The sequence below is a fragment of the Ruegeria sp. CDSC085 genome, from assembly GCF_059610465.1.
This window is the reverse complement of record NZ_JBXWNR010000003.1, coordinates 80,046-95,335: the sequence shown is the minus strand read 5'-3', so window position 1 is coordinate 95,335 and position 15,290 is coordinate 80,046. Positions and strand designations below refer to the sequence as shown.

Below are 15,290 nucleotides of genomic sequence, written 5' to 3'. Positions count from 1 at the left end.
CAATTGTATCTTCCGATTTTGGCCGATATCTGAGGGTTTTTAGCCTGAAATTGTGGGTTTTTGGCCAAACAGAAGAATTTTCTGACTGCTCTATTCCCGTCTGCGCTTCGCTCTCAGCGTGGGATCAGCCCGGGTCGGATCTTCGGGCCAGGGGTGTTTGGGGTATTGCGCCCTCATGTCCTTGCGTACATCCGCGTAAGAGCCCGCCCAGAAACCGGGCAGGTCGCGCGTTATCTGGATCGGGCGTTGTGCTGGTGACAGCAGGGTGATCTTCAAAGGCTGGCCGCCGATTGCCGGATGTCGGGTCACGCCAAACACTTCCTGCAAGCGGACCGAGATTTCAGGCACGGCAGCGCTGTAATCAATTGGCACCTTGCGCCCCAGCGGCGTTTCAAATGACCCCGGAGCGCGCCGGTCCAGTTCCTGCGTCTGTGCCCAGTCCAGCCGCGCGCGCAGGGCGGGCATAAGGTCGAACCTCTTCCAGTCTTCGGCGCTTTTGACACCTGACAGCATGGGCAGCAACCAGTCGTCCATCTCGGCCATCAGGCCTGCGACCGAAAAATCGGGCAGATCGACGCCATCGGCACGCACCAGTTCGACACGGGCGGCCAAACGCGCGGCGGCACCCTCCAGCCGCAAGCCCAGATCGCGGACCCCGTCCAGCATCGCGTGCGCCACGGCGTCGTCTGGAACGTTCTTCCAGATGCGGTCATCCAACGTGATCGCGCCGAACCGCTCTTGCCACCGAGACACGACCCGCCGCTCGCGTTTCGACCAGGCGCAAGTCTCAACCCAATCGATCTGATCCGCGAACAGATCGCGGATTTCGCGTTCCGAAATCTGGGTGGCCATCCGGACCTTAGCCTCGCGCGGGTTGCCATCAGTGTCGATGACGACCAGAAACGGAGCGTTGGCCAGTGGATCCGCACTGTCCAGAACAACGCCTTTTCCCCCTGACAGCACATAGCGCGGCGCGTCACCTTTGCGCCGCTGCCCGATGCGGTCAGGATACGCCAGCGCAGCCATGGCGGCAGGGCTCAGATCAGCAGAGTCGCCCTTGGCCTGTTTCCGCAACCGTTTGGTCTCGGCATTGATCCGATCCACGGCGCCCATGTTGACCTGCCAGACCCTGTTGCGCTGAAAAGTCCGTGGATCACGCAGCGCCTCTTGCCGCAGGGTGATATCCACCGGCGCACCGCGAAGGGGGTCACGCTCTGCCATCAACGCCGCCAAAGGTGCGGCGTTTGGACCGGCCCGCACAAGCATGTGCCCCAACCGGGGATGCAAGGGCAGTGCTGCCAGGGCGCGCCCATGATCAGTGATCCGCCCATTGGTGTCGAGTGCGCCCAGCATTGTCAGCAAAGCCCGCGCCTCGGCCATCGTCCCTTCGGGAGGTGGAGTCAGAAAGGCAAGATCGGCCGCGCCAGCGCCCCACAGGGACAGCTCCAGCGCCAGCCCGGTCAGGTCAGCCGCTTCGATCTCGGCAGGCGGGTAGGCGGCTAGCGCACCGTCTTCCCCCTTCGACCAGAGCCGGTAACACACCCCTTCGGCGACACGTCCGGCCCGGCCCGCACGCTGTGTGGCCTCGGCCCGTGTCACCCGTTCGGTCACCAGCCGTGACATTCCCGATCCCGGATCGAACCGAGCCCGTCGGGCCTGCCCCATGTCCACGACAACCTTGATATCGGGGATCGTCAGCGACGTTTCGGCAATCGACGTCGCCAGCACCACTTTGCGCCCATGTTCCACCGGGGCGATCGCCGCACGCTGGGCCGCAAAGGGCATGGCCCCGAATAACGGGCGCACCACGCAACTATTGGGTAATCGACTGTTCAAAGCGCCCTCAGCGCGCCGAATTTCGCCCTCTCCCGGCAGGAAAACCAGAATTCCGCCGCCGGACTTGCGCGTCTCACGCTCGGCCTGAGTCACCAGATCGATCAACGCATCCAACCGTCGCGCTTGCGGTCCCAATGGCCGATCAAGCCAGCGCGTCTCAACCGGAAAGCTGCGCCCGTCTGATGTGATCAGCGGGGCCGCCATCAACGCGCCGACGGGATCTGCATCCAGCGTGGCTGACATAGCCAGCAGGATCAGATCGTCTCGCAGTGCGCCCGTTACCTCAAGGCACAAGGCCAGCCCCAGATCGGCGTTCAGAGACCGTTCATGGAATTCGTCGAAAACCACCGCGCTGATGCCGGGCAGGTCGGGTTCGGATTGCAGCATCCGCGTCAGGATACCTTCGGTCACCACTTCGATCCGGGTGTCTTTTGACACTTTCGCATCACCGCGCACACGGTAACCCACGGTCTGCCCTGCGCGCTCTCCCAGGGTCTCGGCCATCCGCTCGGCAGCGGCCCGGGCCGCCAGCCGCCGGGGCTCCAGCATCACGATCCTGCCGTCACACAGACTTGCCTCGAGCATTGCCAGAGGAACCCGCGTGGTCTTGCCCGCCCCGGGTGGCGCCTGAAGCACCGCGCGACCATGCGCACGTAAAGTGTCTAGCAGTTCGGGAATGGCGTCGTCGATGGGCAGGCGTATCGTCATCCGGCTCTTATCCGCCATCATGCAGGTGACGTCCAGTTCTCGCACAGTACGAGCACTTTGGTGTAACCCATGGTGCCAAGACCATAACCGGAAGTGCCACGCGGCGCACGAATTGACGCAGCTATTGCCTTGATCGCATTTCCAGAGACCTCCGGTCTGGACAAACGCCCCCGGAGCGCGGCAACTATTCTTGCCTCTAGGATCGGGACAAGAATGCAGACAGACAGCCTCAGCGACAGGATTTTGAAGGGCGAGCGCCGGGCGCTGGCACGTGCAATCACTCTGGTGGAAAGCAACCGCGCCGATCATCGCGCACAGGCGAGCGAGCTGTTGGCACAGCTCGCCGGATCGGGGCGCCAGGCGCTGCGGATCGGTTTGTCGGGCACGCCAGGAGTGGGCAAGTCCACATTCATCGAAAGCTTTGGAATGATGTTGACGGGGCAGGGGCTGCGTGTCGCGGTTCTGGCAGTCGATCCCAGCTCTGCCCGTTCGGGGGGCTCGATTCTGGGGGACAAAACCCGGATGGAACGCCTGAGCCGCGAGAAGAACGCTTTCATCCGCCCGTCCCCCAGCCAGAGCCATCTCGGCGGCGTTGCCCGACGGACCCGTGAGGCCATCGCCCTGTGCGAGGCCGCGGGCTATGATGTGGTGCTGATCGAAACCGTGGGCGTAGGGCAGTCCGAAACGGTGGTGTCTGAATTGTCGGACCTGTTTCTGTTGTTGTTGGCCCCGGCGGGTGGGGACGAATTGCAGGGTGTCAAACGTGGCATCATGGAGATGGCCGACATCATCCTGATCAACAAGGCGGATGGTGACCTGAAGGCCACGGCGACACGGACGTGCGCAGACTATGCCGGCGCGCTGCGATTGCTGCGCAAGCGCCCCCAGGATCCCGAAGGTTTCCCCAAGGCAATGACCGTTTCAGCGGTCGAAGAACAGGGGCTGGAGCAAGCCTGGGACGAGATGCAATCCCTGATCCAGTGGCGCAGCGACAATGGTATCTGGGAGGCCAACCGCGCCGCGCAGGCACGTTACTGGTTCGATCAGGAAGTCCGTCACGCCCTTCTGGCCCGCCTCGACACGCCGCAAGCCAAGGCCGAGATGGAGCGTCTGAATGCCGAAGTCTCGGCCGGGCATCTGAACCCGGTCCTGGCGGCACAGGAACTGCTCAATACGCTGACCTGACGGGTTGAAAAAGGGCGGGGTTTCAAAGGTTGGCGCAAAATGAAAGAATTCGCGCAGCCCGTCTTGACCCTCCCTGCGATTCCCACTACACGCATCCAACCAGTTTTCGGGCGCGACTTCGGGTTGTGCCCCTTGTGATTTGGCCGAGGGCTTTGTGCCCGGCCTCCAGAAACAAAGGAAGAAACCATGTCGCGCCGTTGCGAACTGACCGGAAAAGGCCCGATGACTGGCAACAATGTCAGCCACGCCAAAAACAGAACTCGTCGTCGTTTCCTGCCGAACCTGAATGACGTCACCCTGCAGTCCGAGACCCTGGGCCGCGGCGTGAAGCTGCGCATCTCGGCCGCTGCCCTGCGTTCGGTTGACCACCGCGGTGGTCTGGACGCATTCCTGGCCAAAGCCAAGGATGAAGAGTTGTCGTCGAACGCTCTGAAAGTGAAGAAGGAAATCGCCAAGGCACAAGCCACGGCCTAAGCCTTTTCGCTAACGGTATTTCAAGCCCTGTACCTCTGTGGTGCGGGGCTTTTTCTTTTTTGAAACGCCCACACTGCCTCATATTGTTTTCAATTTCGAAATTATTTTTCGCTATTGGTGAATTGCTTCACATACGGGCTCTCGAATCTGACCTAACGTAACTGTCATTCATCAGGCGGGGGCCACACTATGACGTTAAAAAGTTTCTACCTTTTCCTGTTCCTGGCCGCGGTCTTTCGCAAAGCAATTTCGGCTTGCACGCGGATGCAGCGCAGGGTGAACCGTTCCCACACCAGCTTCAATACAAGCAAGGTGAAACGACCGGGAATTGACTACTGAAGCCAGCTTCAAGCGCGACCCTTTGGCGCTTGAAGCTACTCTGCTGACTGACCTATACCCGAGTCAGGATGAGACCAGTTTTAATCAGAATCCTACCTTATGTTCTGTCCCTGCTTTTGGTTCTGACCGGGCAGGGCCTTGCTGTTTCGCGCGGCATGGACAGGGCCGTGGGTCAGATGGTGCTGTGCACAGGCACCGGTCCGGTCGTTGTCTATATGGACGAAGACGGGCAACCGACCGCGCCACCGCATTACTGTCCGGACTATGCGCTGTCCCTGATGGGCGCGATTGCCGTCGCCCACCCATCGATGCCTGTGGCGCCGAAACAGGCGCAGCCTTCGCCGTTGCGGCATCTGGTCAATCAGGTCGCTTTGCCAGTCCCCGGCTCCCCAGCGCGTGCGCCGCCTGTAAGTATTTGAAAAACAATCTTTTTAAAACTCAAATCACAGGAGAGGCACGATGTCCCTCAAGACTACTCTGTTTGCAACTCTGTCCGTTGTGACACTGGCTTTGCCGGCTTTTGCCGAAGGTACAATCAAAGTTGATGACGCCTATGCCCGGTCATCGGGAAAGACCGCCAAGGCGGGTGCTGCGTTCATGATGATCCGGAATCAGGGTGATACAGATGACCGGCTGGTCGGCGCGTCTTCGGATGCCGCGGCCCGGGTCGAACTGCATACGCACAAAGTCGACGAGAATGGCGTGGCCAAGATGATGCATGTCGAGGAAGGCTTTGCCATTCCGGCCGGCGAGACCCATATGCTGAAACGCGGCGGCGACCACGTGATGTTCATGGGGCTGACGGCACCGTTCGAGCAGGGTGCCACGGTTCCGGTGACGCTGATCTTCGAAAAAGCGGGCGAGGTTGAAGTCGAAATCCCGGTCGATCTGGAGCGCCAGGACATGGGCGGGGGATCACATTCGAACTAGGGCAACGCCTGTCTTCAGGCCGCGCTGCGGCCGTCATTCATGCGTCAGGCCGGGCATTGCCCGGCCTGTTGTCCTTGTGGCTGTCGCTGGTTCTACTTATTGACGGTCTTCAGGCCAACACGGTCGCCGGCCTGACGGAATCGGGACGCCAGCCAGAACATGACGGCAGCAATGGCCAGTGCCGAAAAGGCGATGCCCCATCCCAGCGCAACAAGCGCGACCGCGGGCCAGATCATCAAAACGAGCCCGACGACAAGCGCGACGAATCCCGATACGCGCATCGAGCCACGTTGCGGGTCTCTCTCATGCATTTGCCCGGAGGCCGCCAGCGAGCCGATCCCGATGATCAGCGCCCATGCGCCCATCAGGAAAAAGGCCAGTTTGACCGTCCCTTCCGGCCAGAACAGCAGGACAAGCCCGATCAGAAGCGCACCAATCGCAGCGCCGCCCATCACACCACGTCGCCCAACGCCCAAGAGCGTCAGGCCGCCATCGAGGATCAGCAGCACGCCAACCAGTCGCAGCAGCAACGCGATGCTGCCCGACGGCCAGAACAGTGCGGCAATGCCGACAAGCCCGGCCAATACGCCGCGCAGCAGAAAGGTCCACCACAGGCTGGAAAGCTGCTCGCCCAGCATGTCGCGCCCGGCCATGCTGTCGTCATCAAGGATCTCACCGGTCCGGGGGTCTTGATCAGCCATTTCTCGTCCTCCAGTCGTTTCGAAGATAGTCTATACAAATTAAGCGCGTGCTGTCTGTACTTTAAGTGTGCGGCGCAAGCAGATGCTCGACCCATCGCGGAACTGTTTGAGTCGCTTTGCCGACAATACGTTCGTCAAACCCGGATGTGCCCAGCGACGGTTCCAGATTGATTTCGATCGTCCGTGCGCCCGCCGCTTGTGCCTCGTGCACAAAGGCCGCTGCCGGATAAACCTGACCCGAGGTGCCAATGGCAGCAAAAAGCGACGCGCTGGCCAGGTGGTCATAAATCTCGTCCATGAAATAGGGCATTTCACCAAACCAAACCACATCGGGCCGGGCAGAGGGGTGCGCACAGGCGGGGCAGGGTTCTCCTACAGCCATCTCGGTCGGGGCGGTCCATTGATGGCCGCAGGCAGAACACAAAGCGCCGACCAATGTTCCGTGCATGTGGATGACATCTTTGGCGCCGCCCGCCTCATGCAGGCTGTCCACGTTCTGGGTGACAATCACGACGTATCCGGGCCAGTCCCGTTGCAATCGGGCCAGTGCTTCATGTGCGGCATTGGGTTGCACCTCAGAGGCCTGAACGCGCCGCGCATTGTAAAACCCCTGAACCAGTGCGGGGTCGCGGGCGAATCCTTCCGGCGTGGCGACATCTTCGATCCGGTGCTGTGCCCATAATCCACCCTCATCGCGAAAGGTGCTCAACCCGCTTTCGGCGGATATTCCGGCCCCGGTCAGGATCACGATCTTTTCCATTTCTCCTCCGCGCGGTACAGTTTGGTGCATGTCACACCGTATCCTCTTTGTCTGCCTGGGCAATATCTGCCGTTCGCCCGCTGCCGAAGGCGTTTTCCGCGCCCGCGCGCCGCACCACGTAACCGATAGTGCCGGAACCATGGGCTGGCACGCTGGGAACCCGCCCTATGGCCCGATGCAGGCAGCTGCGAAGGTCAGGGGAATCGACCTGGGTGACCTGCGCGCCCGTCAGTTCACCGCCGCCGATTTCGCCCGCTTCGACCTGATCCTCGGCATGGACGCCAACAACATCGCGGATATCGAGGATCTGCGCCCCGCCGGCAGTGACACCCCGGTGCGCCTGCTGACCGATTTCGCCCCTGAAACCGGCGCGGATCATGTGCCTGACCCATATTATACACGGGATTTCGATGGCGCTCTGGACCTGATCGAAGCGGCGGTCGAGGGCCTTGCCGCTCATCTGGACAGTTAACCGCCGATCACCCGCAGCGATCCGCTCAGCCAGGGCAGTTTGGCCAAAGCCGGGTCCACGATCTGGTTCTGCATCAGGCGCCGTGTCATGCCCGCGACCTCCTGCGGTACCTGATCGGACCAGTCCGTACGCGCCAGCAAGGATATGCTGCGCGAGAAATCCCCGAACGGGGCAGGGTGGGCCTCCAGCCCTTCATGGAACCGCGCTGCGCGCATGAAACCCAGCGGCGTCGTGATCGTCCAACCCAGGCCCCGTGCAACCATGGCCATCAGCGCCATGTGCGAGCCGATCTCGAACCGTTCCTCAAACTCCTGCGCGCCGCGCGCCATATGCGCCTCGATCTGCCGGCTGATCAGTTGCTCGCGGGCATAGCGCAGATATGGCAGCCTGTCCTGTACCGCCTCCACTCCGCCCGACCCCTGTGGTGCAACCAGAATGAACGGATCCCGGACCAGAGGGTACTCGACCACGCCCTCCAGCACTTCTCCGCTATGGGCGGTTACGGCCATATGCAGGCGTTGTTCGGCCAGGGCCTCGAACAGATCGAGGCTCGACAATGTGATCAGTTTGAAATTCGATCGGGTTAGACTGTCTGCCAGCAACGTTGCCAGCCGCGGGGTAAGATCATTGTCGAAGTCGTCGATCAGCCCGATTGACAGCGTGGTCAGATGCCCCAGATCCATGACCGACAATTCGCTTTGTGCCATTTGCAGCTCGGCCAGAACCGTCTCGGCCCGCGCCAGAAAGCTGCGCCCGGCCTGTGTCAGGCGCATCGGTCGCCGCCCGTGATCGACCAGTTCAGTGCCCAACGCCTTTTCCAGATTACGTAATTGCTGGGAAACGGATGGCTGGCTGAGCCCCGTGATCTCGGCGGCTTGCGCCACCGATCCCGTCCGTGCCAAGGCCTCGAATACTTCAAGGCCCCGCAGGGTCAGCCCTTTCATCACCATAAGATACACCTTTCGTTGCGCCTTTTCTGGGGCGCAGCGTGCATCAGGTCAAGCGTTCCGAAGGGCTTAGTTGCAGATCGCCTGCGCCATCTGGCCAAAGTTCTGATACCGATCCCACAGCGCATCATCGCGCGCGGTCTGCGACATCTTCAACTCTTGCGCCTGATGCGGGTCAGAGAACCACTTGGCCACGGTCTTCTGATCGCTGCGGGTCAGCGCCTGATCCGCCACGCGCTGGATGCAAGTACACCGATCCCGCGTCGCTGCCGACCGGTCCGACGCCAGACACGCCCGCTTGATCTGCGCCGCGTCTGCAACAGGCGCAACCGCCGTGAGAGACGTGGCGCAAAACGCGATAAGGAGAAACTGTTTCATACTCGAGCCTCGTTTTTGCCTGCCCGGACGGGTCTGATGCCCCTCTCGGTCTGCGGCGGAGTATGAATCAAACGGGAATTCGGATCAACGGTCAAGATACTGTTGATCAAAAATGTTGCCTCTTTTCTCTTCAGTGTCAGCCTCGCGGTTTCAACGGCAGATGAAACCTGATCGACCAGGCCGTGAAAGAACAGATCATCCGGGTTCTGGCGGCTGGCGGATGGTGCCAGCAGCAGGCTCTCGGAACTTGCTCCGTTGGCGTTAATGGCGTTATGTGTCTCAAGCAGCAGATGATGGTAAGTTGCACTGTTCTCCTTGCACATTGTTGCAATGCCCGCATCAACAAGGCTGATAGCTGGAACAAACACTTCGTTCTCTGCGCAAAGGATTTCAGCCAAAGGGTGCGTGACCAGCATTCTGTGTTGCTGGGACACTTTCAAAAGTGCGAAATTCGATAGCGTTCCCTCGGGAATTTCGACCATTCTGAAACGACCGGCTGTGATGACAGCCTGTTCACCTGTCCAGATGACGGGTAGATAGCCATTGTCACGGGTCCAGATTTCATCACCCGGCTTCAACATTTCGATGGGCCGGTATCCGGACTTGGTTTCGATCAGTGTTCCGCGACAGTAACAAATGGGGCTGACATATGCGTTTGATGCGAAGCTGGGACCTTCCTGTGTGCTGACGACCGTCAAAGGTACTCCGGCCGGCGGAAACTTTCCGGGTCCCCCAATGAATGCGATGCCCTCAACGCTTCCATATGCCGGTGATGAGTTGTTCACGTTGAACGCAACCGCCTGCCATGTGGTTGTTCCATCAGTCAGCGTAATACCATATTCGGCTTCAACACGCGTGCCGCTGGAGAAAAGCGTGCCATCGATTGTCTGATCGCCGTTTAACCGCTGATTACCATCATTGTCGGAAAAGTCGGTGTCCGATCCAGCATCCGTGATGAAAACTTCAGTCGCCGCGCGCGAATTAATGGTAATCGTTTCACCTATAAGATGTATCCCCGTGCCCTGATTGATCCCGTCCAGACCCTGCGCCACAGAGACGGACAATTGACCTTCACCCAACACAAAGATCGAATAATCGGCCAAGTCTTCCCTGCTTTCTGTTTTTGAAACGGCCAGATGATGCGATCATCTTAACTATTCGCTGAATTCGGGTAAATGCCACTGAACAGAAAGGCGCGGGTGGGACCTTTTTTGCAACGCTTCAACGCTTGACGAGGGACAAAACTCCCGACATATCCCACTCCATGACAGACCTCGCTCATATCCGCAATTTCTCCATCGTCGCGCATATCGACCATGGCAAATCCACCCTTGCTGACCGGCTCATCCAAGAGACCGGAACGGTCAAGGATCGCGACATGAAGGAACAGCTGCTCGACAGCATGGATATCGAGCGGGAACGCGGTATCACCATCAAGGCCAACACGGTCCGCATCGACTATACCGCCGACAATGGCGAGCAGTACGTGCTGAACCTGATCGACACCCCCGGCCACGTGGACTTTGCCTATGAGGTTAGCCGGTCCATGCGCGCGGTCGAAGGGTCTCTGCTGGTTGTGGATTCCACCCAAGGGGTCGAGGCTCAGACGCTGGCGAACGTGTATCAGGCCATCGATGCCGATCATGAGATCGTGCCGGTTCTGAACAAGATCGACCTGCCCGCGTCCGACTGTGACCGCGTGGCCGAGCAGATCGAGGATGTGATCGGCATCGACGCGACCGACGCCATTCAGGTCAGCGCCAAGACGGGGCAGGGCATTCACGAGACGCTTGAAGCCATCGTCACCCATCTGCCCGCGCCGCAGGGCAATCTGGACGCGCCGCTCAAGGCGATGCTGGTGGATTCGTGGTACGACGCTTATCTCGGCGTCATCGTTCTGGTCCGCATCATGGACGGCACGCTGAAAAAGGGTATGCGGGTCAAGTTCATGTCGAACAACACCCTGCACCATGTCGACCGCGTCGGCGTCTTCCGCCCCGAGATGGAGATGGTCGACTCGTTAGGCCCCGGTGAGATCGGATTCCTGACAGCCTCGATCAAGCAGGTTCGCGACACCCGCGTCGGTGACACCATCACCAATGACCGCAACGGCACGGAAGAGGCCCTGACAGGCTTCAAACCCGCGCAGCCGGTGGTGTTCTGTGGCCTGTTCCCCGTCGACAGTTCCGAATTCGAAGACCTGCGCGATGCGATTGACAAACTGGCGCTGAACGACGCCAGCTTCAGCTTTGAAATGGAAACCTCGGCAGCGCTTGGCTTTGGCTTCCGCTGCGGCTTCCTGGGCCTGCTGCACCTTGAGGTGATCCGCGACCGTATCGAACGTGAATATGATATCGAGCTCATCACCACCGCGCCGTCGGTGATCTATCACGTCTACATGAAAGACGGCGAGATGATCGATCTGCACAACCCCGCCGACATGCCCGACCCGTCCAAGGTCGACCATATCGAGGAACCGCGCATCAAGGCGACCATTCTGGTGCCCGACGAATTCCTGGGCGACGTGCTGAAACTGTGTCAGGACCGCCGCGGTATCCAGCTGGACCTGACCTATGCGGGTTCGCGCGCCATGGTCGTCTATGACCTGCCGCTGAACGAGGTTGTTTTTGATTTCTACGACCGCCTGAAATCGGTGACCAAGGGCTATGCGTCGTTTGATTATCAGATGACAGGCTATACCGAAGACAACCTGGTCAAGATGTCGGTACTGGTGAATGATGAACCCGTTGACGCGCTGTCGACCATGGTTCACCGTGACCGGGCCGAGATGCGGGGCCGGGCGATGTGCGAAAAGCTGAAAGACCTGATCCCGCGCCACATGTTCAAAATCCCGATCCAGGCCGCCATCGGAGGCAAGGTCATCGCGCGCGAGACCCTGTCTGCCTTACGCAAGGACGTGACCGCCAAATGCTACGGCGGCGACGCCACGCGGAAACGCAAGCTGCTGGACAAGCAGAAGGCGGGTAAGAAGAAAATGCGCCAGTTCGGGAAGGTCGATATCCCGCAGGAGGCGTTTATTTCAGCGCTGAAGATGGACAGCTAAAGCTGTCCGTTTTGAACAGTCACTGACAGGCTTTCTTTTTGGGTTCGAGCTTGATGCCACCTGATCAGGTGGCGGCTCGAACCAAATGGAATTCGCAGTCCGTCAGGCCGAATTCGCTGTAGTCAATCGGCTTGGAAAAGTTTAGACGCCTCAACTGTCTGTCTGCAATTCGAACCGGTCTGAGGTTGGAATCGTCATGCACGATGAATGCACCGGACGGCATAAGAGCGTGTAGCGCCAGAACCTCTCTGAGGTGCGTGTCTTTGGCGCCGTCCAGGTGCAGGAAATCGATTTTCGCATCAGGGTGCCTCAGGGCGTATGCCGGAGCTTCGATCAGAGAGTTTCCTTTTATCAGCTCAACCCGGTCAGGAAACTTGTACCTTAGCCAGTTGAATGCTGCCGGTACGTAAATGTCCACGCGGGCCCACCGGCGGTTCAATCTCTGGCAGACATCCACGCCGACGCACTTGATTTCAGGGTTGGCCATAAGCGCCAACAACATGCTGTGGCCCGCATTCACGCCTATTTCGAACAGACGTGTCGAGCGTCGGGCCAACTCAAAGAAATTTCTTCGTTTGGGTTCGAATCTTTCAATAAATGGCTGTGTTTGAAAACCCGTCGCGCGGTGTTCGTAGAACAGATTGCCATTTAGCGCAGGTGGTTCACCCACTTGTTCAAGCGAATGTGCGACATACTGATTGAGGTCGCGCAAGTTTTCGTTCCACTGTGCTGAGGACAAGAGATCGTCATAATCTGAAGGATGGAAGTTGGAAGACACAGTACTTTTCCTCGAAACCCTTTAGCTCCATTACACGCGAGGTTTTCGTTAAACTGTTGAAGCGATGGAAAGTAAACCTTTGAAGCGAAGAACAAGTGTTCTCGTTTTGTGGGCCTAAAGTGAGTTCCGTCAGTGACGTAAAAACACGAGTGCCTGCCTTTGGGATGACCTTCCTGCGTCAACCTCAGGGTTTACCTTCGAAAAAAACGGGTGGTGCGTTTGCGCCCTTGGGCTCTGCCCGTTCGCGGCTGAATTCGTCCACTGGACGAATTCCGAGACGCCGCTCACCCCCTCGGGCCGGCGCTGCCCTCATCACTTGGATTTCTGTGACTAGCCGCTGACAGATCACCTCGTTAGGTTGTTGCAATGGCAATGAACTATAGAACTATCTTGGAGCGCTGGCCCGTCGCGACGATTGGCCTGACATATTTTTCATACTTTGTTTTGCAAAGCACTATGGACCACACTTTCCGCGCCTTTGATCAGCAGGAGTTTAACCCTGGTTGGGTGCTGTTTCTTATTTTTGGTGGTTGGGGATTCTACAGCATGTTTCACATAGTCTTTTATCTAATTCGAACGTTTAAATAGCATCGTATCAGTTGTCCATCTAACACCTGTGACCAACCTCACAGCCCCAACCGCACCCTCCTGCTACACTTGACCCAACGGCAACCTCGGCAGGAGGCGCAGATGTCTACATCCATGATCCCCCTCATCGCCCTTGGGTCGGCGGGTCTTTATTCCGTTGCCATGATTTCGATGAAGTTCTGGTGGAAGCTCCCCGGTGTTGGTCTGACCCTTCTGATCGTCGCCACGTTGCTGGCGGCCGCAACGCTGGAACTTGCCGCGCTGCGCAACGAACGGTTGGGCATCATCTATACCGGCATTCTGGGGGCCGAGGTCGTGCTGATCGCCATCGCCTCGTATTTCCTGTTTGGCGAGAACTTTTCCTATCGCGAGGGGATCGGCATCGCGCTGGTCATTGTCGGGACGGCTCTGGCCTGGGCCTGAAGCCCCATTCTAAGCCCCCGGTGAACCAATCATGAAGTTTCCCTTAGGTAAGTTGCAACCGGTGCGTGCGCTCCCAATCTGTTGACCAGACGAACAGGAGAGAGCCCATGACCAGATACATGACTGCCGGAGCAGCCGCTTTGGCCACGACCCTCGCCCTTGGAACGGCCGCGCTGGCCGATACCACGCCCGACCTGCGCGGCACATGGCTGGGGTCCTACACGACCGTCCAGCCCAGCCATTACTACAAAGGCGATCAGCCCCGGTTCAATCAGGCCGAATGGATGCTGGATGTGCAGCTTCAGGACGGCAACGTTTTCTGGGGGCACAGCAAATGGCGTCGCGATGGCGATACCGACTGGAATGAGTACGAGGCCACCGGCACCATCAGCATCGATGGGTCGGGCAGCATCGGCATCGTCGAGACCTCACCTCTGCTGATCGGGGCCAATGCGCTGATCGATGCGCGGTATGAGGAGGGGAAGATCTTTGCGGATTTCCGTAGCCTGCGGAACGGAACGACCTACAGCACCGTTCTGGAACGTCAGGTGAACTGAAGCGTGTCCGGCCCGGGCGATTGTAGGGGGTAAGTACCGCTGATGCGATATTGACTGCGGCGGAGGTTAGTAGGTTGCCACACGCGGGTCGGACCGCTTCTCAAAAACGGAACCATCGTCTCCACCGCGAGGAGACGGGCCGGGCGGCCAACTCACCGCCCTCGACAGGATCCACACCGCCCCGCGCTAGAATGCGGCATTCCTCGGCGCGGGTCATCTGGATCTCGCGAACCTTCAGCGCGGCCTCGCGCGCGGTGACATAGCTGCCGTCCGGTCCCGGCTCCATTCCGGGGATGTTGCGTCCCCGCGACCACATCCCGCGAATGCCAGACAGCGGGTGCTTCCACCCGATCTCGTCATCATCCTGCAAATGCCAGATCCGGTTCGCCTCGACGATCGAAACCAGAGCGGCCAGTGGTTTGCCGTGCCGGGTCAGTATGATTACTTCGCGCGGGTCCTGTGCGCGGGTGACCAGAGCGCCCAAATTGGCGCGCGCGTGGGAAATGGTGCAACGCATCGGCGAATCTCCGTATGTACGATTCGAAAGATTGGTGGTCCGAGAGTTGTACAAACCGTGCAATTTTCACCTAATGGAGCGTGCGGCAGCCTTTGCGCCTGCAGCATAGGGCGAAAATGGGGGCCTGGATCAAGTCTGAACATGTCCCGGTTCAAACATGCGTGGATTCGAGATTTCTCGGATTATCCACAAAGATTTCCCGTCAGATACTAACAGTTTATCCCCGTCTAATTTTCATGCTGCAGTGCTATTTTCTTGTCGGATACAAGACGTAATGCAACAGTCTGAACACCACACAGGTTCTTCGGAACCGAAGGTGGGACGCAAAGGCCCGGGGGTCTTGGCAGAGAGACCGGATCTTAGGATTTGCGTTGAACTGCAATGGCTTACCGGTGGGTGATCAGCCGCATGCGGGTTTCGTACCCTACTCGGATGGCTACCTTCTCAAAAGGCCGATGCACGCTGTGATGTTCCTTCGGGCGCAAAGCAGCAGTCGCAGTCTCTTAGGGGGCTGGGGCAACTGGATCGGGGTGCCCTTCGGGACGCATCGAACCGGTAAGGCGTCAGGAGTATCCGAAAGGATGCATGCAAAGACCGCGTCTGCGCACCTGACGCCTTTTCCTTTGCCGATTT

The 15,290-nt window shown here is 59.1% G+C and carries 16 protein-coding genes; 8 read left to right on the top strand and 8 right to left on the bottom strand.

Annotation, left to right across the window (positions count from 1 at the left end; translation table 11 throughout):
• Positions 1-90: 90 nt before the first annotated feature.
• Positions 91-2,565, bottom strand: coding sequence for an ATP-dependent helicase HrpB (gene hrpB / locus AC2FJB_RS06875; protein WP_496818028.1), 2,475 nt, complete (start codon positions 2,563-2,565; stop codon positions 91-93).
• Positions 2,566-2,757: 192 nt separating this feature from the next.
• Between hrpB and meaB the strand changes: the two genes are divergently transcribed.
• The 4 genes from meaB to AC2FJB_RS06855 all read left to right on the top strand — a co-directional run bounded on the left by meaB (position 2,758) and on the right by AC2FJB_RS06855 (position 5,472).
• Complete coding sequence (gene meaB, locus AC2FJB_RS06870; protein WP_117869661.1) at positions 2,758-3,729, top strand: methylmalonyl Co-A mutase-associated GTPase MeaB; 972 nt, start codon at positions 2,758-2,760, stop codon at positions 3,727-3,729.
• 186 nt (positions 3,730-3,915) lie between these two features.
• Positions 3,916-4,203 (top strand): 50S ribosomal protein L28, encoded by a 288-nt coding sequence (gene rpmB, locus AC2FJB_RS06865; protein ID WP_299644342.1) that lies wholly within the window; start codon positions 3,916-3,918, stop codon positions 4,201-4,203.
• A gap of 407 nt (positions 4,204-4,610) precedes the next feature.
• Positions 4,611-4,961: a glycosyltransferase family protein gene (locus AC2FJB_RS06860; protein ID WP_496717683.1), complete on the top strand. Its 351-nt coding sequence runs from the start codon at positions 4,611-4,613 to the stop codon at positions 4,959-4,961.
• A 40-nt stretch (positions 4,962-5,001) separates the two neighbouring features.
• Positions 5,002-5,472 (top strand): copper chaperone PCu(A)C, encoded by a 471-nt coding sequence (locus AC2FJB_RS06855; protein WP_496717681.1) that lies wholly within the window; start codon positions 5,002-5,004, stop codon positions 5,470-5,472.
• A 92-nt stretch (positions 5,473-5,564) separates the two neighbouring features.
• On the opposite strand, the gene AC2FJB_RS06850 is transcribed toward AC2FJB_RS06855, so the two are convergent.
• Positions 5,565-6,173 (bottom strand): HdeD family acid-resistance protein, encoded by a 609-nt coding sequence (locus AC2FJB_RS06850; protein ID WP_117869657.1) that lies wholly within the window; start codon positions 6,171-6,173, stop codon positions 5,565-5,567.
• A 61-nt stretch (positions 6,174-6,234) separates the two neighbouring features.
• On the bottom strand, positions 6,235-6,933 hold the full coding sequence (locus AC2FJB_RS06845) for an NAD-dependent deacylase (protein WP_496717827.1): 699 nt from the start codon (positions 6,931-6,933) through the stop codon (positions 6,235-6,237).
• A gap of 28 nt (positions 6,934-6,961) precedes the next feature.
• Between AC2FJB_RS06845 and AC2FJB_RS06840 the strand changes: the two genes are divergently transcribed.
• Positions 6,962-7,405 carry a low molecular weight protein-tyrosine-phosphatase gene (locus AC2FJB_RS06840; RefSeq protein WP_496717680.1) on the top strand — a complete coding sequence of 148 codons (444 nt, stop codon included), beginning with the start codon at positions 6,962-6,964 and terminating at the stop codon, positions 7,403-7,405.
• Here the strand turns inward: AC2FJB_RS06840 and AC2FJB_RS06835 are convergent.
• The 3 genes from AC2FJB_RS06835 to AC2FJB_RS06825 form a co-directional block, all read right to left on the bottom strand.
• The gene (locus AC2FJB_RS06835) at positions 7,402-8,355 is read right to left on the bottom strand and encodes a LysR family transcriptional regulator (protein WP_496717679.1); all 954 of its coding nucleotides are present in this window, start codon (positions 8,353-8,355) and stop codon (positions 7,402-7,404) included. The two genes, AC2FJB_RS06840 and AC2FJB_RS06835, sit on opposite strands and share 4 nt — an antisense overlap.
• 66 nt (positions 8,356-8,421) lie before the next feature.
• A complete protein-coding gene (locus AC2FJB_RS06830; protein WP_496667461.1) occupies positions 8,422-8,730 on the bottom strand; it encodes a hypothetical protein in 309 nt (102 codons plus the stop codon).
• Positions 8,727-9,833, bottom strand: a complete 1,107-nt coding sequence (locus AC2FJB_RS06825; RefSeq protein ID WP_496717678.1) for a Hint domain-containing protein — start codon at positions 9,831-9,833, stop codon at positions 8,727-8,729. Before AC2FJB_RS06825 ends, AC2FJB_RS06830 begins: the two co-directional genes overlap by 4 nt.
• A 161-nt stretch (positions 9,834-9,994) precedes the next feature.
• On the opposite strand from AC2FJB_RS06825, the gene lepA reads away from it, so the two are divergent.
• Positions 9,995-11,794: a translation elongation factor 4 gene (gene lepA / locus AC2FJB_RS06820; protein ID WP_496717677.1), complete on the top strand. Its 1,800-nt coding sequence runs from the start codon at positions 9,995-9,997 to the stop codon at positions 11,792-11,794.
• A 64-nt stretch (positions 11,795-11,858) separates the two neighbouring features.
• On the opposite strand, the gene AC2FJB_RS06815 is transcribed toward lepA, so the two are convergent.
• Positions 11,859-12,572: a class I SAM-dependent methyltransferase gene (locus AC2FJB_RS06815; protein WP_117869650.1), complete on the bottom strand. Its 714-nt coding sequence runs from the start codon at positions 12,570-12,572 to the stop codon at positions 11,859-11,861.
• A 690-nt stretch (positions 12,573-13,262) separates the two neighbouring features.
• On the opposite strand from AC2FJB_RS06815, the gene AC2FJB_RS06810 reads away from it, so the two are divergent.
• The gene (locus AC2FJB_RS06810; RefSeq protein WP_050603250.1) at positions 13,263-13,583 is read left to right on the top strand and encodes a hypothetical protein; all 321 of its coding nucleotides are present in this window, start codon (positions 13,263-13,265) and stop codon (positions 13,581-13,583) included.
• A gap of 107 nt (positions 13,584-13,690) precedes the next feature.
• Positions 13,691-14,140, top strand: coding sequence for a hypothetical protein (locus tag AC2FJB_RS06805; RefSeq protein WP_299639807.1), 450 nt, complete (start codon positions 13,691-13,693; stop codon positions 14,138-14,140).
• Between the two features lie 100 nt (positions 14,141-14,240).
• Here the strand turns inward: AC2FJB_RS06805 and AC2FJB_RS06800 are convergent, their stop codons facing one another.
• Positions 14,241-14,657 (bottom strand): type II toxin-antitoxin system Phd/YefM family antitoxin, encoded by a 417-nt coding sequence (locus AC2FJB_RS06800; protein ID WP_496717676.1) that lies wholly within the window; start codon positions 14,655-14,657, stop codon positions 14,241-14,243.
• Between the last annotated feature and the right edge of the window lie 633 nt (positions 14,658-15,290).

Excerpts from the sequence above, each read along its gene's own strand:
- hrpB (WP_496818028.1), bottom strand. The coding sequence starts at position 2,565 with ATGATGGCGGATAAGAGCCGGATGACGATACGCCTGCCCATCGACGAC.
- meaB (WP_117869661.1), top strand. The coding sequence starts at position 2,758 with ATGCAGACAGACAGCCTCAGCGACAGGATTTTGAAGGGCGAGCGCCGG.
- rpmB (WP_299644342.1), top strand. The coding sequence starts at position 3,916 with ATGTCGCGCCGTTGCGAACTGACCGGAAAAGGCCCGATGACTGGCAAC.
- AC2FJB_RS06860 (WP_496717683.1), top strand. The coding sequence starts at position 4,611 with ATGAGACCAGTTTTAATCAGAATCCTACCTTATGTTCTGTCCCTGCTT.
- AC2FJB_RS06855 (WP_496717681.1), top strand. The coding sequence starts at position 5,002 with ATGTCCCTCAAGACTACTCTGTTTGCAACTCTGTCCGTTGTGACACTG.
- AC2FJB_RS06850 (WP_117869657.1), bottom strand. The coding sequence starts at position 6,173 with ATGGCTGATCAAGACCCCCGGACCGGTGAGATCCTTGATGACGACAGC.
- AC2FJB_RS06845 (WP_496717827.1), bottom strand. The coding sequence starts at position 6,933 with ATGGAAAAGATCGTGATCCTGACCGGGGCCGGAATATCCGCCGAAAGC.
- AC2FJB_RS06840 (WP_496717680.1), top strand. The coding sequence starts at position 6,962 with ATGTCACACCGTATCCTCTTTGTCTGCCTGGGCAATATCTGCCGTTCG.
- AC2FJB_RS06835 (WP_496717679.1), bottom strand. The coding sequence starts at position 8,355 with ATGGTGATGAAAGGGCTGACCCTGCGGGGCCTTGAAGTATTCGAGGCC.
- AC2FJB_RS06830 (WP_496667461.1), bottom strand. The coding sequence starts at position 8,730 with ATGAAACAGTTTCTCCTTATCGCGTTTTGCGCCACGTCTCTCACGGCG.
- lepA (WP_496717677.1), top strand. The coding sequence starts at position 9,995 with ATGACAGACCTCGCTCATATCCGCAATTTCTCCATCGTCGCGCATATC.
- AC2FJB_RS06810 (WP_050603250.1), top strand. The coding sequence starts at position 13,263 with ATGTCTACATCCATGATCCCCCTCATCGCCCTTGGGTCGGCGGGTCTT.
- AC2FJB_RS06805 (WP_299639807.1), top strand. The coding sequence starts at position 13,691 with ATGACCAGATACATGACTGCCGGAGCAGCCGCTTTGGCCACGACCCTC.
- AC2FJB_RS06800 (WP_496717676.1), bottom strand. The coding sequence starts at position 14,657 with ATGCGTTGCACCATTTCCCACGCGCGCGCCAATTTGGGCGCTCTGGTC.